Here is a 19,215-nt window from a genome sequence, read left to right on the forward strand (position 1 = left end):
CGAGAATCCGTCCGGAAAAATCTTCGCCGGACCTGTCGATCGGCGTCGGACCCGTTCGTGGAGGGGCGTGCGGGCGCCGGGCCCGCACCACACGCCAGGAGGACACCATGGCTCACTACCTGCTCAGCGTCGTCACGCCCACCGAGGGCGAGCCGCCGTCCGAGGACGAGATGAACGTGATCATGGGCAACGTCGCGAAGCTCCAGAGCGACATGCAGGAGGCCGGCGTCTGGGTGTTCTCCGGCGGCCTCGAGGCGCCCGACACCGCGACAGTGCTGCGGCGCAGCGGCGACGACGTGCTGGTCACCGACGGCCCGTTCGTCGAGCTCAAGGAGTACGTGGGCGGCCTGACGATCATCGACGCCCCCGACCTCGACGCCGCCCTGCACTGGGGTCGCCGCTCCACCGAGGCCATCGGCCTGGCGATCGAGGTCCGGCCCTTCCACTGGGCGCCCTGAAGAAGTTGGGCGCCGTGAGCGAGCCCCTGTCCTCGGTGACGATCACCCGGATCGTCACCGAGGAGTACGGGCGGTGCGTGGCGACGCTGACGCGCGTCCTCGGCGACATCGACCTCGCCGAGGACGCCGTGCAGGACGCGCTCACCGTCGCCCTGACCCGCTGGCCCGCCGACGGCGTACCGCCGAACCCGGGCGGCTGGATCGTCACCACCGCCCGCCGCCGCGCGCTCGATCGCCTGCGCCGCGACGCCGTCGGGCGGGACAAGGAGGCGCGCGCGTTCCGGGAGGAACAGCCGCAGGACGAGCCCGACGAGGCGGAGGAAGGAGGACCGGTGCACGACGACCGCCTGCGCATGATCTTCACGTGCTGCCACCCGGCCCTCGCCCTGCCCGCGCGTGTGGCCCTGACGCTGCGCCTGCTCGGCGGGCTCGAGACCCCCGAGATCGCCCGCGCGTTCCTCGTGCCCGAGGCGACGATGGCCCAGCGCATCGTCCGCGCCAAGAACAAGATCCGGGCCGCCCGCATCCCGTACCGCGTGCCCCACGACGCCGATCTGCCCGACCGCGTGCCCGGCGTCCTCGCCGTCGTCTACCTCGTCTTCACCGAGGGCCACGCGACGGCGACCCGCGACGACCTCGCCGCCGAGGCGATCCGGCTCGGCCGCCTGCTCGCCGAGCTGATGCCCGACGAGCCCGAGGTGCTCGGGCTGCTCGCGCTCATGCTGCTCACCGAGGCCCGCCGGCCCGCGCGGACGGCGGCGGACGGGTCGCGGGTGCTGCTCGCCGACCAGGACCGCGCGCGGTGGGACGCCGAGCTCGTCGCCGAGGGCCTCGCCCTGGTGCGCCGCTGCCTGCGCCGCGACGCACCCGGGCCCTACCAGCTCCAGGCCGCGATCAACGCCGTCCACGCCTCCGCGCCGGACACCGCCGCGACCGACTGGGCCCAGATCGTCGCGCTGCACGACCAGCTGCTCGCCCTCGCGCCGAGCCCGACCGTCGCGCTCAACCGGGCCGTCGCGCTCGCCGAGACCGAGGGGCCCGCGGCGGCGCTGATCATCGTCGAGGAGCTCGCCGAGCGCCTCGACCGCTACCACCTGCTGCACGCCGTGCGCGCCGACCTGCTCGGGCGGCTGGGGCGCGACGACGAGGCCCGGGACGCGCTCGACGCCGCGCTCGCGCGCACCGACGACCCCGACGACCGGGCGCTGCTGACCGCGCGCCGTCGCCGTGGGTGAACCGGTCTCACACGCGCGGTGAGGGCAGGATGGGGGCCATGAGCGCGGAGCCCCCCGAGATGCGGATCGGCGACCGCGAGCGGCGGGCGACCGACGACCGTCTCCGCTCCGCCCTCGACGACGGCGTGCTGACGCTCGTGGAGTACGACGAGCGCACCCAGCAGGCCTGGGCGGCGCGCACCCAGCGCGAGCTCGACGTCCTGGTCGCCGACATCCCGGGCGCGGCCCCGGCTCCCGCACCGACCCCGGCGAAGCCAGCGGAGCCGTCGCGCCCGCCGTTCCACGAGCGGATCGGGAAGGCCGTGGTGCCCGTCGTCCTCGCGGCCGTCGCGGTCTTCGTCGGCGGGCACCTCGTCACCGCCGACGACGGCGCCAGCGTCTTCGGCAACCGCACCGTGCAGGCGACGCCGGGCGACCCCGAGGTGCAGGTGGCCACGCTCTTCGGCCGGACCGAGGTCGTCGTGCCGCCCGGGATGGTCGCGCGCACCACCGGGACGATGATCTTCGGCAGCACCCGCTGCGAGCAGGCGTGCGCGACGCCGCCGGGCGGGGCCTCGCTGCCCGAGGTCGTCGTCGACGCGAACGGCGCGTTCGGCAACGTCCAGGTCGTCACGCCCGCGGAGGCCGCCCAGGGCGGGCTGCGGGACGACGACGATGACGACGACTGACGCTGCGTAGCCGATCGCGGACGGAAAGGATTCCCTGCTCAGCGGGGAACATCCGCGCCCGCCCGCACCGTCAGAGTGCCGAACGCCCACCACGACGGGCACCGGCACTCACCGAGAGCGAGCAACGATCATGAGCGAGAACTACCAGTTCGCGAACGGCACCGTCTACGGCGCGAACGGCCAGGTCGTCGGCACCTACACGACCGACGCCACCGGGCAGATCGACTCGGTGTCGACCGACGAGGACCACAACGGCGCCGTCGACACGATCATCGCCGACACCGACCACAACGGGTCGTTCGAGTCGGCCATGGTCGACACCAACGCGGACGGCTACGGCGAGACGATCCTCCTCGACACCGACAACGACGGTGACTTCGACACCTCCGCGGTCGACACGAACTCCGACGGCACCTACGAGACCGTCGCCACCGACCCGAACGGCTTCTGACCTCCTACGTGCGTGATCTTCTGAGCTATAGCTCAGAAGATCACGCACGTGTGTTCAGGTGGCGGACTTGCAGGGCCCGGACCTCCTCGTCGAGCGGGGGCACCGGGCCGGCGACGCGCAGCGCGGGCGCGACCTCGGTGATCGGGATCGGGCGCACCGGCGACGGGGCGGCGCCGAGCTCGGCGCGCCAGGACGTCAGCTGCGCCGACGAGCTCGCGTAGACGATCGGGCCCAGCCCGACCCAGGCGTGCGCCGCGGAGCACATCGGGCAGTGCTCGCCGGAGGTGTAGACGGTGCTCGCGGCCCGCTCCTCGGGCGTCAGCTCGGCGGCCGCCCAGCGGGCGATCGCGAACTCCGGGTGCTGGGTGGCGTCGCCGCCGGCCACCCGGTTGCGGTCGGCGAAGCGGACCCGGCCACCGGGACCGACGAGCACGGACCCGAACGGTTCGTCGCCGGCCTCGAGGGCCTCGCGCGCGAGGTCCACACAGTGGCGCAGGTGGGCGAGGTCGTCATCGGTGATCGCGCGGGACACGGCACGACCGTGCCACCCGCGACCCCGTGACGTCAGGCCTGGTCGGGTCGCTGGGGCACCGAGATGACGACGTCGTCGGCCGTCGAGTAGGTGCGGTCGGGCAGGGCGCGCAGGGCGGTGAGCACCCGGTCGTCGCCCTCCCCGCGGTCGGTGACCCAGGAGATCACCTGGGTCCGGTCGGCCGGGAACGCCATGCCCTGCAGCGCCTTGCGCACGCGCAGGTCGTCGCGATCGGTCATGCGGTCCTCCTCGATCGCCGACTCAGAGCCGTCACTCAGAGCCGGAACTGGCCCAGCTCGGCGGCGAGGGCCTCCGGCGGGTCGTGCAGCTCCACGCGGGCCTCGCGGGCCAGGCAGCGGATGCGCAGCCGGGCGAGCACGCGCGCGAGGCCGGCGTCGCACCCGTCGAGGCCGGACAGGTCGATGACGAGCTCGGTGCCCGCCTGACGTTCGACCTCGCCGGCCAGGGCGCGCAGCCGCTCGCGGCCGGCGCGGTCGAACCGCCCGCGCAGCGCGATGGCCACGCAGCCCGGCCCGTACCGGCGGATGCCGACCGCGGCGCGGCGGTTGCCGGTGGCGGCGGGCTCGGCGTGGGCGACGGCGTCGGCCACGGCCCGGCGGCGGCGTTCGGTGAGGTCCCCGGGCAGATCGACCTCGTCGATGAGCGTGCGGGTCGGGGCGGTCGCGGGTGGGGTGTCGATGGTCATCGGGCCTCCCTGGGACGGCCACGGGACGGCCCGGTCCCCGGGGGGCGGGCCGCGCGTCCGTCGCGGCGTGAGGGTCTCAACCGACGACTGTCACCTGAAGTTAACCCACCGCGACAACTCGCGCACCCGCCGTGCCCGGCGGGCGTCACGGTGTCTCCCGGGTGTCGCGGTCCGCGCGGCGGCCGTCGACCTCGGCCAGCAGCTGGGCGAGCTCGCCGCGCAGTTGCAGGACGCGGCCCACGCAGCGGCGGCCGTCGGGCCGCTGCCGTTCGGCCTGGACGGCGTCGAGGATCGCGAAGGCGCGCTCGAAACGGGGGTCGATGGCCGCGTCGACGTGGGCCCGCCACGCGGCGGACTCGGCGCTCACGGGAGGACTCGCCGGTCGGAGGGACGGATGAGCTCGGTCATGAGACGGCTCCGGGGAGAACGGGGCGCGCCTCTCGGGGCGCGCGGCAGGGTCACTGCGCACCGCCCCGGTCTCGAGCGGTCGTGCGGTCGGTCTCGTCGGCGGACCGATCAGGAGATGCGGGCCGCCGGCCCGTCGTCCTCGCGCCGCAGGGCCGGACGCGGGGACAGGACCGTGGTACCCGGCGGGGTGGGGCGCACATGCCTCGCGAGCCCACGCAGATGTCCGGCGAAGCCACCGGGCGCACGCCCCTCGGTGCGCGCGCTGGTGACGACGGGCTGCGTGCGGTCGCGGACGACGTGGTGCCCGCCCCGGTCCAGGCGCTCGACGAGGGCGACGTCCTCGCCGGTCGCCAGCGCCGGGAACCCCCCGACGGCCCGGTAGACGCCCGCCGCGACCCCCAGGCTCGCGCCGTGGACGTGGCGGTGCGGGTCCCCGGCCTCGTAGCTCGCGCGGTAACGGGCGGGCACCGCGCCGGGCAGCCCGCGCCAGTCGAGGACCTCGACCGTGCCGACCCACGCGTCGGCGCCCGCGTCCAGCTGGGCGACGAGCCAGCCCGGCGGCACCACCGAGTCGGCGTCGGTCGTGGCGAGCCAGTCGATGCTCCCGAGCAGGGCGGACGCGCCCGCCGCCCGCGCCCGCCCGACGTTGCGCGCCGCCACCGGCAGCACCTCGACGCCATGGGCCCGCGCCACCTCCGCGGTGCGGTCGGTGCACGCGTCGGCGACGACGAGCACCCGCACCCGCGCCCGGTCGGCGACCGCCGCGGCGGCGTGCCGCAGCCCGGCGAGGCAGTCGGCGAGCAGGTCCTCCTCGTCGTGGGCGGGGACGACGACACCGACAGCGATCACCGGAGACCCGTCTCCTCGGCGACCGACCGGGCCTCCGACGCCCGCGCGTACACCTCGAGGCGGAAGTCGGCCTCGTCGTGGCGGACGGTGCGGGCGAGCGCGGTGCGCGCGGCCAGCTCGTCGTGCACCCCCGCGCCCTCGACGGGGTACTCGGGCGCCTCGCGCAGCCAGTGCACGGCGAGCAGGTGGCCGCCCGGGCGCAGGCACGCCTCGACCGCGTCCCAGAACGCCGCACGGTCGTCGGCGTCGAGGTAGTAGACGACCTCGGAGGCGACGACCAGGTCGAACGTCCCGTCCGGCGTGCTCCCGGGCAGCGCGCCCTGCTCGACGCGCGCGTGCGGGTGGTCGGCCAGCCGCTCCCCGGTGGTCTCGACGGCCCGAGCCGCCGGGTCCCAGCAGACGAGCTCGTCGCAGCGCGGCGCCAGCGCCACCGACAGCGCGCCGCCCGCGCAACCGGGTTCGAAGGCGCGCTCGTAGCGCGGGCGGGGCAGGGCGGCGAGGACGACGGCGCGCTTGCGCTCCTCGTACCAGCCGCGCTCGATGCCCCAGGGGTCGGCGTCGGCGGCGTAGAGGCCGTCGAAGTACTCGGACGACAGGCTCACCGCGGCCCCCAGAGGATCTCGGTGTCGCGCCGGAACCGCGCGAGGACGGGCGGGGTCAGGACGGCCGCGTCGCGCGGGTCGTCGGACAGCGGCGCGACCTGGGTGGTGAAGTGCTCGATCGCCGCGGCCTTCGCGTTGACCGCGGTGGCCGGCAGCCGCACGCGCCGGGCGCCGTCGAACGACACGTCGCCCGGCTGCGCCCAGTGCCAGAGCCAGACGGCGTAGCGCCAGCAGGCGACGCCCACCCGCTCGGCCGCCGTGCCGGCGCCGGCCGCGGTGGCGTCGTGGTCGGGGTGCCCGTCGCCGAGCACCGGCGCGACCACGGTGTCGTCGGGGCGCAGGATCGCGGCGACCCCGTCGGCGACGTCGTCGGCGGCCACCGCGCCGTCGGGGAGCCGGAGCCGGTCGACGGCTGCCTCGATCCCGAGCGCTGCCAGCGCCGCCCGGCGCTCCTCGGCCCGGCGGTCGACGAGCGCGCGCGGGGTCAGCGTCGGGGAGTCGGGGTGCGAACCCTCGCCGTCGGTGACCGCGACGACCGCGACCTCGGTCCCCTCCGCGGCCCAGACCGCGAGGGTCCCGCCGACGCCGAGCACCTCGTCGTCGGGGTGCGGGGCGACCACGACGACCCGGCCCGGCGGGCGGATGACCGCCGGCTCCCGGCTCGGCACCGCCCCCAGACCGCCCGGGCCCCACCACGCGTCCTCGGACGTCCCGGCGCCCTTCAGCGACGGGCTCACGACAGCGGGTCCGTGTCGTCGCCGGCCAGCGCGCCCAGCGTGGCGAGGTCGCGCTCGGCGTGGCTCTGGCGGACGTAGACCTCGAGGTCGGCGACGCGCCGGGCGTGGTCGGCGTCGCGGGCGACGGGCGCGGGCCCGAGCGCGCGCCCGGTCCGGGTCAGCGCGCTGTCCACCGCCGCCTCGACGACCGCGCGGACGCGCAGGGCCCGCCGGCGCGCGTTCTCCTCGTGCCCCGGCCCGTCCAGCGCCGCCGCCGCGTCCAGGAGCAGCGAGCGCGCGGCGGCGAGGTCGGCGTCGACGGCTCCGAGGTGGGCGAGGCCGTGGTCGTCGAGGCGTCCCTGGCGGCACGCCTTGCGCAGCGGCGCGGCGACCCCGACCGCCCCGCCGAACCACGCGGCGGCCACGGCGATGGCGCCGTGCCAGAACCCCGGCCGCTCGAGGTACGCGCCCGGCGCGCCGATCTCGGTCGCCGGGACGTCGTCCAGGTCGACGGTCGCGGCGGCGCTGCCGCGCATCCCCAGCGCCTGCCACTCGCCCGCGTGCACGGTGATCCCGGCGTCGGCGAGGTCGATCGCGAACAGGCGCCGGCCCTCGACGGTGACCAGCGCGTGCGTGCACGGACCGGCGGCCCCCGAGCAGAACGGCTTGCGGCCGGTCAGGCGCCCGCCCTTCTCCACCAGCGCGTCGGGGCCCGACTCCGCGGCCCACACGCCCCAGCACGAGCCGGGCGACGGCGCGGGCCCGCCGAGCTCGTGGAGGATCGTCGTGGCGTCGAGGTGGGCCTCGGCGAGGCGCGCGGCGTCGAGGTCCTCGGTCGCGGCGGCCGCGAGCACCGCGAAGTTGTGGCGCGTGCGGCCCTCGCCCCGCGGTGCCGGCGTGGTGCGGAACCGGGCCAGGGCAGGCCGGACCGCGTCGAGTGGGGTCATCGCTCTCCTGCGGGGCACGGGTGGGTGCTGCCCGCCACGGCGACGCCACGGGGCGAGGGCTGTACCCCGGGGCGGAGTCGGGAACGACTCGGCGGACCGGCTCGGACTACCCGGCGTCCTCCGGGCTCACCCGTGATCCACGAGGCACTGCTACGGCGAGAACGCGCGCTCGATCTGCGCGGCGACCGACACCAGGCGCGCGTCCTGGTCCGGCCCGACGACGCACTGGACCGCGAGCGGGAGCCCCAGGTCCGACCGGGTCACCGGCACCACGGCGGCCGGGATGCCCGCGTGGTTCCAGGGCGGCGTGTGGGCGTACTGCCGTGCCTGCCCGAGCATGGTGGTCAGGCCGCGCCGGCCGTCCCAGTGCCCCACGGGGACCGCGGGGCCCCGGGCGGGCGGGGTGAGCAGCACGTCGACGCCGAGGTCGGCGAGCACCCGGTGCCCGAACGCCTCGCCCTGCCGGCGCGCCCGGACCACGGCGGCGTCCGGGACCCGCCGCCCGATCCGCGCGACCTCGGCGGTGCGGGCCTCGAGCAGCGACGGGTCGTCGACGTCCGCGGCGGCGCCGGCGATGCCGTGCAGCATGCGGGCGACGAACCCGGCGGGCGCCGCGCCGTAGCGCACCCGGACGTCGCGCACCTGGTGGCCGAGGCCCGCGAGGACGTCGGCGGCCCGGCGGACCGCGGCCTCGAGCTCCGGGTCCAGCGGCAGGGCCGGGGTGGCGGGCGACGCGAGGTCGACGCCGATCCGCAGCGGCGGCGGGTCCTGTTCGGCGGCGGCCGCGAGCGGGGTCGCGAAGTCGCCGAGGAGGTCGAGGTAGGTCGCGGAGTCGGCGACGCGGCGCGTCAGGCAGCCCTGCACCGAGAGCCCGTTCCACCCGCCGCCGGGCGTCCGGCCCGCGCCGGGCTTGATCCCGACGAGCCCGCAGCACGACGCCGGGATGCGGATGGAGCCGCCGCCGTCGCTGGCCGTCGCGATCCCCACCGCGCCGCCCGCGACCGCGGCCGCCGACCCGCCCGACGAGCCGCCGGAGGTCCGGCCCGGGTCGATCGGGTTGCACGTCACGCCGAAGCGCGCGGACTCGGTGAACCCGTGGATCGCGAGCTCGGGCAGCGTCGTCCGGCCGACGGGCACCATGCCGGCGGCTCTGATCATCGTCACGACCGGCCCGTCCGCCCGGGCCGGGGTGGTGCGCGCGCGGGAGCCCCAGGACGTCACGTGCCCGGCGGCGTCGAGGTCGTCCTTGACCGCGATCGGCACCCCGAGCAGCGGGCCGTCCTCGCCGGCCGCGCGGCGCCGGTCGGCCTCCTGCGCCGCGGCGTGGGCCCCGTCGGCGTCGAGCGCGGCGAACGCGTTGACCCGCGCGTCGAGCTCCCGGGCCGCCTCCAGCGTCGCCGCGGCGAGGTCGACGGCGCTGACCTGGCCGTCGCGCATCGCGGCGGCCTGGGCGAGCGGGGACTGGCTGACCAGGGCGGCGGCGTCCACGGAACCGGACGCTAGCCCCAGCCGGCGCGGACCGACGCCGCGCACCGTCCGGGGTCGTCGCCGGCCGCGCTGAAGATCGCCGTCAGGAGGGCGGGCACGTGCTCGTCGAGGGCCTCGCGGGGCAGCACGCCGGAGATCACGAGCAGCAGCAGCCCGTGCCCCGAGGCCCACTGGCGGGTGGCGACGGCGGCGGGGTCGACGTCGCGGAAGCGCCCGGCCTCGAGCGCCCGGCCGGCCGCCGCCACGAGCACCCCGAACGCCGCGCCCGCCGACTCGGGGTCGGGCAGGTCCGCGGCGGCGTCGAACATGGCGCGGTAGAGCGCCGGGTGCTCGATCGCGTTCGCGGCGTACGCGGCGCCGAGGGCCGCGAGGTCGCGCACCGGGTCGTCGGTCGCCGCCACGTCCGCCAGGCGGCGGGCCAGGCGCGCGAACCCCTCCTGGCGGACCGCGCCCCACAGGCCCGTCATCCCGTCGAAGTGCGTGTAGACGGCCATCGTCGACGTCCCGACGCGCGTCGCGAGCGCCCGCAGCGTCACCGGCTCGCGGGCGACGAGCATCGCGGCCGCCTGCTCGATGAGGGCGGTGCGCACGGCGGGATCGGGCGGTCGGGGCACTTGTGCAGTGTGGCATAACGCTGCTATACATTGCGAGACATAACAGCGCTATCCCACCCGGAGGACACCATGACCGTCGAGCTGCTCAACCCGGCCGGCCTGCCCGCCCCCGACGTCTACCGCCAGGTCGCGGTCGCGACGGGCACGCGGACGGTGTTCGTGTCCGGCCAGGTCGCCCGCACTGCCGACGGCACGCCCGTCGGCCCGGGCGACCTCGCCGCCCAGACCGAGCAGGCGTACCGCAACGTCGCGACCGCGCTCGAGGCCGTCGGCGCGACGCTGCACGACGTCGCGAAGATGACCGTCTACGTCGTGGACCTGACCCCGGAGAAGATGGGCGGCTTCGGCGAGGGCGCCATGCGGGCCGCCATGGCTCTCGGCCAGGTCACGCCGGCCATCACGCTCGTCGGGGTCACCGCGCTCGGGGAGCCCGACCTGCTCGTCGAGGTCGAGGCGACGGCCGTGCTCCCCTGAGGAGTCAGCCGAGGAAGTCGAGCAGGGCCTCGTTGAACTGCTGCGCGTGGGTGGCGTTGAAGCCGTGCGGGCCGCCCTCGACCACGACGGTCCGGCTGTCCTTCACGGCCTCGGCGGTCCGCTTGCCGGAGACCTCGAACGGCACGATCGCGTCCGAGTCCCCGTGGATCACCAGCGTCGGGACGTCGATCCTCGCGAGGTCGTCGCGGAAGTCGGTGTAGCTGAAGGCCCGGATGCACTCCAGCGTGCCCTTCGGCGAGGCGAACTCGGCGATCTCGCGGTGGTAGAGCCGCGAGGGCTCGCTGATGAGGTCGGAGCGGCCGCCGGCGGTGAAGAAGTTCGTGACGAACCCGTCGAGGAACGCGACGCGATCGCCGGTGACGCCGTCGAGGAAGCCCTGGATCGTCGCGTCGTCGAGACCGCCGTCGGGGTTGTCGTCGGTCTGGTAGAGGTACGGCGGCACGGCGCCGGCGAAGACGGCCTGCGCGACGCGCTCGCTGCCGAAGCGGCCGAGGTAGCGCGCGACCTCGCCGCCGCCCATCGAGAAGCCGACGAGCGTGGCGTCGCGCAGGTCGAGGTGGCGCAGCAGGGCGTCGAGGTCGGCGGCGAAGGTATCGTAGTCGTAGCCGGACCACGGCTGCGACGACGACCCGAACCCGCGGCGGTCGTAGGTGACGACGCGGTGGCCGGCGTCGACGAGGGCCGGGACCTGCTTCTCCCAGGAGCGACCGGACAGCGGCCACCCGTGGATCAGCACGACCGGACGCCCGGCGCCGTGGTCCTCGTAGTAGAGGTCCACCGGGCTGCCGTTCTCGTTCCCGACGGTGAGGGTCGGCATCAGGACTCCCTTTCATCGTGCACGATGTAATCGCTCACGACCTAACTCCTTCGGAGTCCCCCCGTCAAGGTCGTATCGGTGTCGGACCCCTCCGTCACCCTCGCGGACATGAACATCGCGATCACCACGCCACGGGGTCACGTCGGTGCCCACGTCCTGCGGATCCTGGTCCAGGCCGGGGTGCGGCCGCGGGTGCTGATGCGCGATCCCGACGTGCTCGACCCGGTCTGGCGCGATCACGTCGACGCCGTGCGCTGCGACCAGGACGACGGCGACGCGGTCGTCGCGGCCACCCGCGGGGTCGAGGCGCTGTTCTGGGTGAGCCCGACGGTGCACGGCGGCGACCCGGTCGAGGCCCACGCGCGGCTCGGCGGGCACGTCGCGCGGGCGGTCGCGGAGAACGGGATCGCGCGCACGGTCTTCCAGTCGAGCATCGGGGCGGAGAAGCGCCACGGCGCCGGCGAGATCGACGGGCTCGCCCGCGTCGAGGAGGCGCTGGACGCCACCGGCGCCGCGGCGCTGCACCTGCGGTGCGCCTACTTCTTCACCAACCTCGAGCTCGACCTCGACGGGGTGCGCGAGGGCGTCCTGCGGACCGCGTGGCCCCTCGACGCCCCGATGCCGTGGGTCGACCCGCGCGACATCGCCGAGGTCGCCGCGGCACGCCTGCTCGCGCCGTGGACGGTCGGCGGGGTGCAGGCCGTGCACGGGCCGCGGGACCTCACGTTCACCGACGTCGCGGAGGTGCTCTCCTCGGTGCTCGGGCGTCCGGTGCGCGCGGTGGAGGTGACCGACGACGACGTGCGCGCCGGCCTGGCGTCGATCGGGCTCGGCGCCCCGGCGGTGGAGGCGATCGTCGGCATGGCGGCGGGGCTGCGGTCCGGCTTCGTCGCGGAGCAGCCACGCACCGAGCTCACCACCACGCCGAGCACCCTCGCCGGCTGGGCCGAGGCCCACCTGCGCCCGCTGGCCTGATCACCGGTGGATCTCCCGGCGATCGCCGGCCGATCACCGAGCGGCCGCCGGGCCGCTCGTCCGGCGTGCTCGACCACCCGCCGCGCGGACGAAGCCGCCTGATCGATCAGGTTCTCAGGGTGGGAGCAGCGACCCTCGTCGCCGCGTTGACTGAGGGACAGCCCCGCTCGGGTCGCACTCGGCCCGGGCCATCTCAGAGGAAGGGGCAGGCATGATCAAGAACTCGGAACTGGCCCTCATCCCGGACTCCGCCCTGGCCATGCTCGAGCTGCCGGCGACCTCGCCGGCCCCCGCTCCGCGGCCGTCCACCGGACGCCCGGCGGGCACGGCCCGCACCGCCGACCGGCGCCCCGTGCGCCGCCCGGAGCGGGCTCGCTAGCGACCCTCGCCGGCTACTCGCAGGCGACGCCGTCACCGTCGCGGTCCAGCGCCGCGCGGTAGCCCGCCTGCCCGCGGGTCAGCGGTGCCGCGCCGGCCGCGCGGGCCGCCGAGCAGTTCGCGTAGTACCCGCCGCCACCGCCCGAGCGCGCCGCGGCCTGCTCGCGCGTCGCCGTGCGCGGGACCGCGGGGAGGGCGGTGCGCGGGCGGTCGACGTCCGGGGACCGGGTGGTGGTCGGCGCGGCGGAGCGCGTCGTGGTGGTGGCGGCGCCGCAGGTCCGGCCGTTCGTGTCGATCCGGCGCAGCGTCGCCTGCACGGTCGGCGAGGCGTCGTTGCGCCCGCCGGTGTAGATCGCCGTGTGGTCCATCGCGACCATGGTCGCCGCGAAGTCGCTGCCGCCCGCGGAGACGTAGCGCAGCATGCGCCCGTAGCGGTCGCGGTCGACGCCGGGCTGCGCGGCGAGGGTCACCGGCACCCCGACCAGCCGCGCGCGGGCGGCATCGGTCGCCCGGCGCCCGCCGGGCGTCCCGGCCTCGCAGGAGTCGATCCCCAGCACGCGCACCTCGTCGCCCGAGGTGAGGCGGAAGGTGTCGCCGTCGATCACCTCGAGCACCCGCGCGGGGCTCGATCCCCCGACGGCGGCCGGAGCCGCGACGGCCGGCAGCGACGACGAGCTCGCGACCGTCCCGGCGGGCGGCGTCGCGCCCCGGCCCGACAGGTCGGTGGCGGCGACGAGGCAGAACACGCCGGCCGCGATCCCGGACCACACCTTGTACGCCTGGCGCACGTCGCGTCCCCTCCGGCCGGCGATCAACGTCGACCTTGTCGAGCGGACACCACCGATCGTTACCGCCCGGACGAGCCCTGTCACGAATCGCCCCGCCGCGACGATGAGGCGGTGTGGCCGTGCTCCTGCTGATCAAATGGCTCGCGATCACCGCGGTGGTCCTCGCCGTGCCGTTCGGCATCTGGTGGACGATCGACCGGTCACGGCGCCAGGCCCTCGCCACAACGGCCCCGCCGGCCCCGCCGGCCCCGCCGGCCCCGCCGGCCCCGCCGGCCCCGCCGGCCCCGCCGGTCATGCCCGCCCCGCCGGTCACCCCCGCGCTCCGGCCCGCGCGCCCCCCGGCGCCCCGCCGGCCGCCCGACGGCGAGCCGTCGACGACGCCCATCCCCGCACCCCGCGCGGTCCTCGACCCCGACCGCGAGGTCGTGGTGACGCGCGAGGAGGACCACCAGGACGTCCTCGCCGGGCACCACCGCCCCGGGGCCACGCCGACGCCGGTCACGGTCGAGCTGTGGTCGTCGACGGTGACGCGCGGCAAGTACCGGGGCGACTACGCCGTCGAGGTCCGCCTCGACGGCCGCCGCATCGGGGAGCTGGCCGCGGCGATGAGCGCCCGCTACCGCCACCTCGTCGACGTCGCCGGGCCGGTGCGCTGCCGGGGCGTCGTGACCCACGACGGGCGGCGCGGCTTCCAGGTCGACCTGAAGCTGCCCGACGTCGTGTAGCTCAGCCCGGGTGGCGCAGGGTCACCGTCGTGCCCGTCGGCCCGGGGCGGACGGTGTGGGCGTCGGCCAGCTCCTCGATGAGCGCGAGCCCGCGGCCCCGGTAGCTGTTGCCCTCCGTCGGGGCCCGCCAGTGCCCCGAGTCCGACACGCTGATCACCACGGCGCCCGGCTTCCGGGCGTCCCGCTGCGCGGAGAGCGTCATCGTCCCGGGCTCGTCACGGTCGGCGTACGCGTGCTCCGCGGCGTTCTCGAGCGCCTCGCTGACGGCGAGGGTCAGGTTGTCGACGGCGTCCGCGTCACCGTCGCCGAGCGCGCGGCCCAACCAGCCGCGCACGGCGCGACGCAGGCGCCCGACGTGCGCCGGAGTCGCCGGAACCTCGAGGTGCAACACGTCCTCGCCCTCCCCCACAGCACCCCCGCCTCGCCCTGACCCGACCTCCCCTGGCCGTAGGCTGTTCCCGGTGGAGGACGAGCCCAATCCGGCACTCCGGATCGACGACCCGGCCCGGGTCGCCGCGGTCGCGTCGACGGGCCTGCTCGACACTCCCCGCGAAGAGGCGTTCGACCGCCTCACCCGGTTGGCCTCCGACCTCATCGGTGCCCCGATGGTGTTCGTGACGCTCGTCGACGACGAGGTCTCGTTCTGGAAGAGCACCACGGGCGTCGACGACGTCACCGGCCCGCGACGGGCCCCGGCGGACGAGTCGTTCTGCCGGTTCGTGGTCACGACCGGCGCCGAGCAGGTCATCCCCGACACCCGCGAGGACGTCCGAACCAAAGCCATGGCCGCGGTCGAGACCATGAACATCAAGGCCTGGGCCGGCATCCCGATCCGCGCGGCGGGCGGCGACGTGCTCGGCACGTTCTGCGCCATGGACGTCCGCCCCCGCGAGTGGACGCACGGCCAGCTGGAGATCCTGCGGACGCTCTCGCAGGCCGCGGGCGGCGAGATCGCGCTGCGGATGGCCCTGCAGGAGGCGCGGGTCGCCTCGGCGGCCGCCGAGCGCCACGCCGCCGACGCCGAGCGCCACGCCGAGCGGGCCGAGCGCTCCGCCGCCGAGGCCACCGAGCTCGCGGAGACCCTGCAGCAGAGCCTCCTGCCCGCCGGCAACCCGCGGATCCCGGGCATGGAGGTCGCCGCGCGCTACCGCCCGGGCGGTGGCGGCGCCGAGGTGCTCGGCGACTTCTACGACGTCTTCCCGGTGCCGGGCGGCTGGGGCGTCGTCGTCGGCGACGTCTGTGGCAAGGGTCCGTGGGCGGCGCGGACCACGGCGCTCGCCCGCTCCACCGTGCGCGCCGTCGGGCACACCGAGGACGACACCGGCGCGGTGCTCGCCGCGCTCAACGACGTCCTGCACGTGTGGTTCGCCGGCCGGCACAGCTTCGTCACCGCCACCTACGCGACCATGACCGCCGCCGACGAGGGCCTGCACACGGTGGTGGTCAACGGCGGGCACCCGCCGGCGTTCCTGCTGCGCGCCGACGGCGAGGTCGGCCAGTTCGCCGTCGGCGGGCGCGCCCTGGGCCTGCGCTCGGACGCCTCGGTGGGGCGCGAGGAGGAGTGCCTGCGGCCGGGCGACAGCCTCGTCTTCTACACCGACGGCGTCACCGAGTCGCGCCCGCCGGGCAGCACCGACCAGTTCGGCGAGGACGGCATCGCCCGCGTCCTCGCGTCGCTGCCGCGCGCGTCGAGCGCCGAGACGGTCGCCGAGGCCGTCAGCCGCGCCGCGCTCGACCACGCCGGCGGCCAGGTCTCCGACGACACGGCGATCGTCGTCGTCCGCAGCCCTCAGATCTACACGATCCCGGAGCCCGCATGACCACGTTCCGCGCCGCCGTCGAGGCCGGCGACATCGACGCCGCCGTCGCCCTGCTCGCCGACGACGTCGAGTTCTCGAGCCCCGTCGTGCACACGCCCTACCACGGCCGCGACGCCGTCGCGCCGATCCTGCACGCGGTGTTCACCGTCTTCGAGGACTTCCGCTACGTGAACGAGATCGCCGGCGGCGACGACCACCTGCTCGTCTTCCGCGCCCACGTCGGCGACCGCGAGCTCGAGGGCATCGACCTGCTGCACCACGACGCGTCCGGCGCGATCGACCGCCTCACCGTGATGATCCGCCCGCTGTCCGCCCTGCAGGCGGTGGCGGCGACGATGCGGGAGAAGCTGAGCTAGCCGTGGACGCCGCCTACGCCGCCGAGCCCTGGTCCGACTTCGCCGCCGGGATGGCCGGCGCGGCGGCGGCGCTCGCGGGCCTGCTGTTCGTCGCGGTCTCGATCAACATCCGCACGATCCTCTCCGGCCCCGGCATCGCGGGGCGGGCCGCGCTGTCGCTGATCCTGCTCGCGCTGCCGGTGTTCATCTCACTGGCGCTCCTCATCCCCGGACAGCCGGACGTCGCCCTCGCGATCGAGCTGCTGGTGATCTCCGCGGTGACGGTGCCGTCGCTCGGGTACCTGGTCCGGCCCGCGGCCCATGCGGCCGAGCAGCCGCTGTTGTCCTGGGTGGCGACGAACATCGTGCCCGCCGCGGTCGCGGCCCTCGCGCCCGTGGTCGCGGCGATCGGCCTGCTCACCGAGTCGCTCGGCGGGCTCTACTGGCTCCCCGCGGCGGTGGCGCTCGCGCTCGTCGGCGGGCTGGTCAACGCCTGGGCGCTGCTCGTGGAGATCCTGCGCTAGACACCCCGGGCGGCGGGGCGTGCCGTCAGCGCGCCGACCACCGCCGCGACGGCGAAGGTCGCGAACAGCCAGCGGGCCGACGCGACCGGGTCGCTCCCGCCGAGGGCCAGGGCGACACCGCCGAGCGCCGTGCCGACCGACACGGCGAGCATCTGCACCGTCGTCACCGCGGCGGAGGCCTTGTCGGCCTCGTTCTCGTCCGCCTCGGTCCCCGACCCGGGCTCCGGGTCAGCTCCGCCGATCGCCGACGCCGCGAGGTGCGGCCAGGCGGTGCCGATCCCGACGCCGCCGGCGAGGAGCCCGACGGCCCAGAGCGCCACGGCGACGGGTCCGTCCACGGTCACCAGGGTGACGGCGACCAGGACCGTTCCTGCGGCGAGCAGCAGCGGCCCGCCGAGCACGCGCGGTCGCGGACGGCGCGCGGACGCGCTGATCATCTCGCCGAGCACCCACCCGGCGCCGAGCGCGACACCGAGGAACCCCGCGGCCACCGGGTCGAGCCCGGCGACCTGCTGACCCACCAGCGGCACGAACGCCTCGACCCCGGCCACGCCGACGAGCACCGCCATCAGGCCGTAGATCCAGCGCAGCGGCGAGCCGGCCCGGAACGTCGCCCGCGGGAGGACGGCCGCCGACGTCCGCCGCTCGTGCACGACGAACAGCACGAGCAGCACGAGCGCCACCAGCAGCCCGAGGCCGGCGACGAGCGGGTCCGCGGCCAGCCCGGCGACGCTGAGCACCGCCGCGGCGGCCGCGACGAGGAGCACCGAGCCGACCGGGAACGGCCCCGGGGAGATCGGGGCGCGGGCGCGACGCAGCGCCGACGGCACGATCGCGGCGATCAGCAGGCTCGCGACGACGAGGGCACCGAACGCCCAGCGCCACTGGCCCGCCCCGGCCAGCACGCCGCCGAGACCGGGGCCGACGATCAGCGCGACGCCCCACATCGCCGCGATCACGGCGCTGCCGCGCGTCCACAGTGTGCGGGGCAGCGCGACGCGGATGAGGGCGTAGCCCATGGCGGCGAGCAGCCCGCCGCCGAGGCCCTGCACCACGCGCCCGACGAGGAGCACCGCCATCGACGGCGCGACGGCGTCGACGAGCGCCCCGATCGCGAACACCGCGAGGGCGACGAGGTAGGCGCGCGCCGCGGGCACCGTCGCCAGCACCCGGCTGGTCAGCGACGAGGCGACGACGGCGGCGAGCAGGAACAGGGTGGTCGGCCAGGCGTAGAAGGCGGCCCCGCCGATCTCGGCGACCGCGGAGGGCAGGAGGCTCGCGGTGACGTAGGTGTCGATCGCGAACATCAGCGTGCCGCCGGCCAGCACCGTCACGGCACCGCGTCGTCCGGGCGCGACCATCTGCGCCCACGAACCGCCCTGCTCGGAGGTCATGCGATCACGCCGCCCGGTCGGTGGGGACGTCGATGACCTGCCCCGCCTCGAGGGCGGGCACCGACCGGGTCTCGAGGGCGCGGTCGTCCCGGTAGCGGGCGACCTTCTCGGCCTTGCGCGGCGGACCGTCGTTGGCGATGAGCACCGCCACCCAGGGCAGCGGCACCGAGGCCATGACGAGCACCGCGGCGGCGACGGTCCACCCGAAGCCGAGCGCGAGCACGCCGGCGACGACGAGGCAGGGGATGCGCAGGGACATGATCAGTGAGTAGCGGCGCCGGCGGGCGGCGAACTCCTCCGCGGGGGAGACGGCCGCACCGGTGATCAGGACAGGACTGCTGGCGTGACGTCGCAACGACGACTCCTCACCGGACGTCGATGTCCGGCAGACATTTCCACGGGGCCCGGCCCCGACGCGTCGATCTCGGCGCGATCTCGGCCCGGCACCAGGGTCAACGTCAGGGGGCGCCGCGACCATCCGCCCATCCTCGTGCGCGGGCGGTGGCCCCGGTCACCGGAATCCCCTGGACCCCGCGACGGCGGCCGACGAAGCTCCGGGAGGTGCCCAGCCACCTGCTCGCCTTCGTCGTCGCCTGCGCGATCGTCATCGTGATCCCGGGACCGAGCGTCGTGTTCGCCGTCAGCCGGGCCCTTGCGGCCGGGCGCCGGCGCGCGCTCTGCTCGGTGGCCGGCAACGCCCTCGGCATCGGCCTGCAGGTCCTCGCCGTCGGGGTCGGGCTCGGCGCGGTGCTCGCGGAGTCGGCCGCGGCGTTCACCGTGGTCAAGTTCGCGGGCGCGGCCTACCTGGTGGTGCTGGGCGTGACCGCGATCCGCCACCGGCACGCGACGGCGGCCGCGCTCGCGGCACCGACGGACGTGCCGGCGCTGCCCGGGTGGTGGCGCTCGGGCCTCGACGGCCTGGTGGTCGGGCTGCTCAACCCCAAGAGCGCGCTCTTCCTCGTCGCGTTCCTGCCGCAGTTCCTCGACCCCGGCGCCGCGACCGGGCCGCAGATCGTCGTCCTCGGCGTCGTCATGACCTCGATCGGCCTGGCCTTCGACAGCGCCTGGGCGCTCGGCGCAGGGACGGCGCGGGCGTGGTTCGCGCGCTCGCCGCGGCGGCTGTCGGTCCTCGGCGGCGCGGGCGGCGTCGCGATGATCGGGCTGGGCGCCGGGCTCGCGACGACGTCGCGCGCCGCCTAGACATCCCACGGTCGTAGGAGGTCAAGCCGCGGGGGCGTTTGTCTTGTCTGTAGCCGCGGGCCAGGCGGTGGCTTCGTTGTAGGGCTGCTG

At 76.1% G+C, this 19,215-nt stretch carries 27 protein-coding genes; 12 read left to right on the top strand and 15 right to left on the bottom strand.

Going from position 1 to position 19,215, the window contains the following annotated elements:
* Positions 1-107: 107 nt before the first annotated feature.
* From EV188_RS11085 to EV188_RS11100, 4 genes are all read left to right on the top strand, one after another.
* Positions 108-458, top strand: coding sequence for a YciI family protein (locus EV188_RS11085; RefSeq protein WP_133826238.1), 351 nt, complete (start codon positions 108-110; stop codon positions 456-458).
* Between the two features lie 14 nt (positions 459-472).
* Positions 473-1,693 (top strand): RNA polymerase sigma factor, encoded by a 1,221-nt coding sequence (locus tag EV188_RS11090; protein WP_243741598.1) that lies wholly within the window; start codon positions 473-475, stop codon positions 1,691-1,693.
* A gap of 38 nt (positions 1,694-1,731) precedes the next feature.
* Complete coding sequence (locus tag EV188_RS11095) at positions 1,732-2,361, top strand: DUF1707 SHOCT-like domain-containing protein (protein ID WP_166659822.1); 630 nt, start codon at positions 1,732-1,734, stop codon at positions 2,359-2,361.
* Positions 2,362-2,491: 130 nt separating this feature from the next.
* On the top strand, positions 2,492-2,812 hold the full coding sequence (locus EV188_RS11100) for a hypothetical protein (protein WP_133826240.1): 321 nt from the start codon (positions 2,492-2,494) through the stop codon (positions 2,810-2,812).
* Between the two features lie 40 nt (positions 2,813-2,852).
* Here the strand turns inward: EV188_RS11100 and EV188_RS11105 are convergent, their stop codons facing one another.
* The 10 genes from EV188_RS11105 to EV188_RS11150 all read right to left on the bottom strand — a co-directional run bounded on the left by EV188_RS11105 (position 2,853) and on the right by EV188_RS11150 (position 9,674).
* Positions 2,853-3,344 carry a nucleoside deaminase gene (locus EV188_RS11105; RefSeq protein ID WP_243741599.1) on the bottom strand — a complete coding sequence of 164 codons (492 nt, stop codon included), beginning with the start codon at positions 3,342-3,344 and terminating at the stop codon, positions 2,853-2,855.
* 32 nt (positions 3,345-3,376) lie between these two features.
* Complete coding sequence (locus EV188_RS11110) at positions 3,377-3,583, bottom strand: DUF2795 domain-containing protein (RefSeq protein ID WP_133826241.1); 207 nt, start codon at positions 3,581-3,583, stop codon at positions 3,377-3,379.
* Positions 3,584-3,618: 35 nt separating this feature from the next.
* Positions 3,619-4,050, bottom strand: coding sequence for an STAS domain-containing protein (locus tag EV188_RS11115; RefSeq protein WP_133826242.1), 432 nt, complete (start codon positions 4,048-4,050; stop codon positions 3,619-3,621).
* A gap of 145 nt (positions 4,051-4,195) precedes the next feature.
* A complete protein-coding gene (locus EV188_RS11120) occupies positions 4,196-4,417 on the bottom strand; it encodes a hypothetical protein (RefSeq protein WP_133826243.1) in 222 nt (73 codons plus the stop codon).
* Positions 4,418-4,566: 149 nt separating this feature from the next.
* Positions 4,567-5,307, bottom strand: coding sequence for a glycosyltransferase family 2 protein (locus tag EV188_RS11125; protein WP_208114112.1), 741 nt, complete (start codon positions 5,305-5,307; stop codon positions 4,567-4,569).
* Entirely contained in the window at positions 5,304-5,909 is a 606-nt protein-coding gene (locus EV188_RS11130) for a class I SAM-dependent methyltransferase (RefSeq protein WP_133826244.1), read from the bottom strand. The genes EV188_RS11125 and EV188_RS11130 overlap by 4 nt, the downstream gene beginning before the upstream one ends.
* Positions 5,906-6,646: a PIG-L deacetylase family protein gene (locus EV188_RS11135; RefSeq protein ID WP_133826245.1), complete on the bottom strand. Its 741-nt coding sequence runs from the start codon at positions 6,644-6,646 to the stop codon at positions 5,906-5,908. The genes EV188_RS11130 and EV188_RS11135 overlap by 4 nt, the downstream gene beginning before the upstream one ends.
* Positions 6,643-7,572, bottom strand: a complete 930-nt coding sequence (locus EV188_RS11140; RefSeq protein ID WP_133826246.1) for an acyl-CoA dehydrogenase family protein — start codon at positions 7,570-7,572, stop codon at positions 6,643-6,645. Before EV188_RS11140 ends, EV188_RS11135 begins: the two co-directional genes overlap by 4 nt.
* 150 nt (positions 7,573-7,722) lie before the next feature.
* Complete coding sequence (locus EV188_RS11145) at positions 7,723-9,060, bottom strand: amidase (protein ID WP_133826247.1); 1,338 nt, start codon at positions 9,058-9,060, stop codon at positions 7,723-7,725.
* Between the two features lie 11 nt (positions 9,061-9,071).
* Entirely contained in the window at positions 9,072-9,674 is a 603-nt protein-coding gene (locus EV188_RS11150) for a TetR/AcrR family transcriptional regulator (RefSeq protein ID WP_133826248.1), read from the bottom strand.
* 69 nt (positions 9,675-9,743) lie between these two features.
* Here EV188_RS11150 and EV188_RS11155 point away from each other — a divergent pair, with 69 nt between their 5' ends.
* Positions 9,744-10,148, top strand: a complete 405-nt coding sequence (locus EV188_RS11155; RefSeq protein ID WP_133826249.1) for a RidA family protein — start codon at positions 9,744-9,746, stop codon at positions 10,146-10,148.
* A 4-nt stretch (positions 10,149-10,152) separates the two neighbouring features.
* Here EV188_RS11155 and EV188_RS11160 read toward each other — a convergent pair whose 3' ends face one another.
* Complete coding sequence (locus EV188_RS11160) at positions 10,153-10,986, bottom strand: alpha/beta fold hydrolase (protein ID WP_133826250.1); 834 nt, start codon at positions 10,984-10,986, stop codon at positions 10,153-10,155.
* A 78-nt stretch (positions 10,987-11,064) separates the two neighbouring features.
* Here EV188_RS11160 and EV188_RS11165 point away from each other — a divergent pair, with 78 nt between their 5' ends.
* Positions 11,065-11,961, top strand: coding sequence for an NmrA family NAD(P)-binding protein (locus EV188_RS11165; RefSeq protein ID WP_243741600.1), 897 nt, complete (start codon positions 11,065-11,067; stop codon positions 11,959-11,961).
* Positions 11,962-12,172: 211 nt separating this feature from the next.
* Positions 12,173-12,340 carry a hypothetical protein gene (locus EV188_RS31520; RefSeq protein WP_166659823.1) on the top strand — a complete coding sequence of 56 codons (168 nt, stop codon included), beginning with the start codon at positions 12,173-12,175 and terminating at the stop codon, positions 12,338-12,340.
* A gap of 13 nt (positions 12,341-12,353) precedes the next feature.
* Here EV188_RS31520 and EV188_RS32530 read toward each other — a convergent pair whose 3' ends face one another.
* Positions 12,354-13,127, bottom strand: a complete 774-nt coding sequence (locus EV188_RS32530; protein WP_243741601.1) for a thermonuclease family protein — start codon at positions 13,125-13,127, stop codon at positions 12,354-12,356.
* 113 nt (positions 13,128-13,240) lie between these two features.
* Between EV188_RS32530 and EV188_RS11175 the strand changes: the two genes are divergently transcribed.
* Positions 13,241-13,852 carry a hypothetical protein gene (locus tag EV188_RS11175; protein ID WP_133826251.1) on the top strand — a complete coding sequence of 204 codons (612 nt, stop codon included), beginning with the start codon at positions 13,241-13,243 and terminating at the stop codon, positions 13,850-13,852.
* A 1-nt stretch (position 13,853) separates the two neighbouring features.
* Here EV188_RS11175 and EV188_RS31525 read toward each other — a convergent pair whose 3' ends face one another.
* Positions 13,854-14,243, bottom strand: coding sequence for an ATP-binding protein (locus tag EV188_RS31525; protein ID WP_166659824.1), 390 nt, complete (start codon positions 14,241-14,243; stop codon positions 13,854-13,856).
* Positions 14,244-14,313: 70 nt separating this feature from the next.
* Here EV188_RS31525 and EV188_RS11180 point away from each other — a divergent pair, with 70 nt between their 5' ends.
* From EV188_RS11180 to EV188_RS11190, 3 genes are read left to right on the top strand one after another with little or no spacing between them, the layout of a single operon-like run.
* Positions 14,314-15,672, top strand: a complete 1,359-nt coding sequence (locus EV188_RS11180) for a PP2C family protein-serine/threonine phosphatase (protein ID WP_166659825.1) — start codon at positions 14,314-14,316, stop codon at positions 15,670-15,672.
* Positions 15,669-16,028 carry a nuclear transport factor 2 family protein gene (locus EV188_RS11185; protein WP_133826253.1) on the top strand — a complete coding sequence of 120 codons (360 nt, stop codon included), beginning with the start codon at positions 15,669-15,671 and terminating at the stop codon, positions 16,026-16,028. The genes EV188_RS11180 and EV188_RS11185 overlap by 4 nt, the downstream gene beginning before the upstream one ends.
* 2 nt (positions 16,029-16,030) lie before the next feature.
* Positions 16,031-16,531: a hypothetical protein gene (locus EV188_RS11190; protein ID WP_133826254.1), complete on the top strand. Its 501-nt coding sequence runs from the start codon at positions 16,031-16,033 to the stop codon at positions 16,529-16,531.
* On the opposite strand, the gene EV188_RS11195 is transcribed toward EV188_RS11190, so the two are convergent.
* Positions 16,528-17,925: an MFS transporter gene (locus EV188_RS11195; protein ID WP_133826255.1), complete on the bottom strand. Its 1,398-nt coding sequence runs from the start codon at positions 17,923-17,925 to the stop codon at positions 16,528-16,530. The two genes, EV188_RS11190 and EV188_RS11195, sit on opposite strands and share 4 nt — an antisense overlap.
* Before the next feature lie 4 nt (positions 17,926-17,929).
* Positions 17,930-18,280 (bottom strand): DUF3099 domain-containing protein, encoded by a 351-nt coding sequence (locus EV188_RS11200; protein WP_243741602.1) that lies wholly within the window; start codon positions 18,278-18,280, stop codon positions 17,930-17,932.
* Positions 18,281-18,486: 206 nt separating this feature from the next.
* Here EV188_RS11200 and EV188_RS11205 point away from each other — a divergent pair, with 206 nt between their 5' ends.
* A complete protein-coding gene (locus EV188_RS11205; RefSeq protein WP_243741603.1) occupies positions 18,487-19,125 on the top strand; it encodes a LysE family translocator in 639 nt (212 codons plus the stop codon).
* The last annotated feature ends 90 nt before the right edge of the window (positions 19,126-19,215 follow it).

It is taken from the genome of Actinomycetospora succinea (assembly GCF_004363095.1).
Lineage (GTDB): Bacteria > Actinomycetota > Actinomycetes > Mycobacteriales > Pseudonocardiaceae > Actinomycetospora > Actinomycetospora succinea.

Excerpts from the sequence above, each read along its gene's own strand:
- EV188_RS11085 (WP_133826238.1), top strand. The coding sequence starts at position 108 with ATGGCTCACTACCTGCTCAGCGTCGTCACGCCCACCGAGGGCGAGCCG.
- EV188_RS11095 (WP_166659822.1), top strand. The coding sequence starts at position 1,732 with ATGAGCGCGGAGCCCCCCGAGATGCGGATCGGCGACCGCGAGCGGCGG.
- EV188_RS11100 (WP_133826240.1), top strand. The coding sequence starts at position 2,492 with ATGAGCGAGAACTACCAGTTCGCGAACGGCACCGTCTACGGCGCGAAC.
- EV188_RS11110 (WP_133826241.1), bottom strand. The coding sequence starts at position 3,583 with ATGACCGATCGCGACGACCTGCGCGTGCGCAAGGCGCTGCAGGGCATG.
- EV188_RS11115 (WP_133826242.1), bottom strand. The coding sequence starts at position 4,050 with ATGACCATCGACACCCCACCCGCGACCGCCCCGACCCGCACGCTCATC.
- EV188_RS11140 (WP_133826246.1), bottom strand. The coding sequence starts at position 7,572 with ATGACCCCACTCGACGCGGTCCGGCCTGCCCTGGCCCGGTTCCGCACC.
- EV188_RS11155 (WP_133826249.1), top strand. The coding sequence starts at position 9,744 with ATGACCGTCGAGCTGCTCAACCCGGCCGGCCTGCCCGCCCCCGACGTC.
- EV188_RS11160 (WP_133826250.1), bottom strand. The coding sequence starts at position 10,986 with ATGCCGACCCTCACCGTCGGGAACGAGAACGGCAGCCCGGTGGACCTC.
- EV188_RS31520 (WP_166659823.1), top strand. The coding sequence starts at position 12,173 with ATGATCAAGAACTCGGAACTGGCCCTCATCCCGGACTCCGCCCTGGCC.
- EV188_RS11185 (WP_133826253.1), top strand. The coding sequence starts at position 15,669 with ATGACCACGTTCCGCGCCGCCGTCGAGGCCGGCGACATCGACGCCGCC.
- EV188_RS11195 (WP_133826255.1), bottom strand. The coding sequence starts at position 17,925 with ATGACCTCCGAGCAGGGCGGTTCGTGGGCGCAGATGGTCGCGCCCGGA.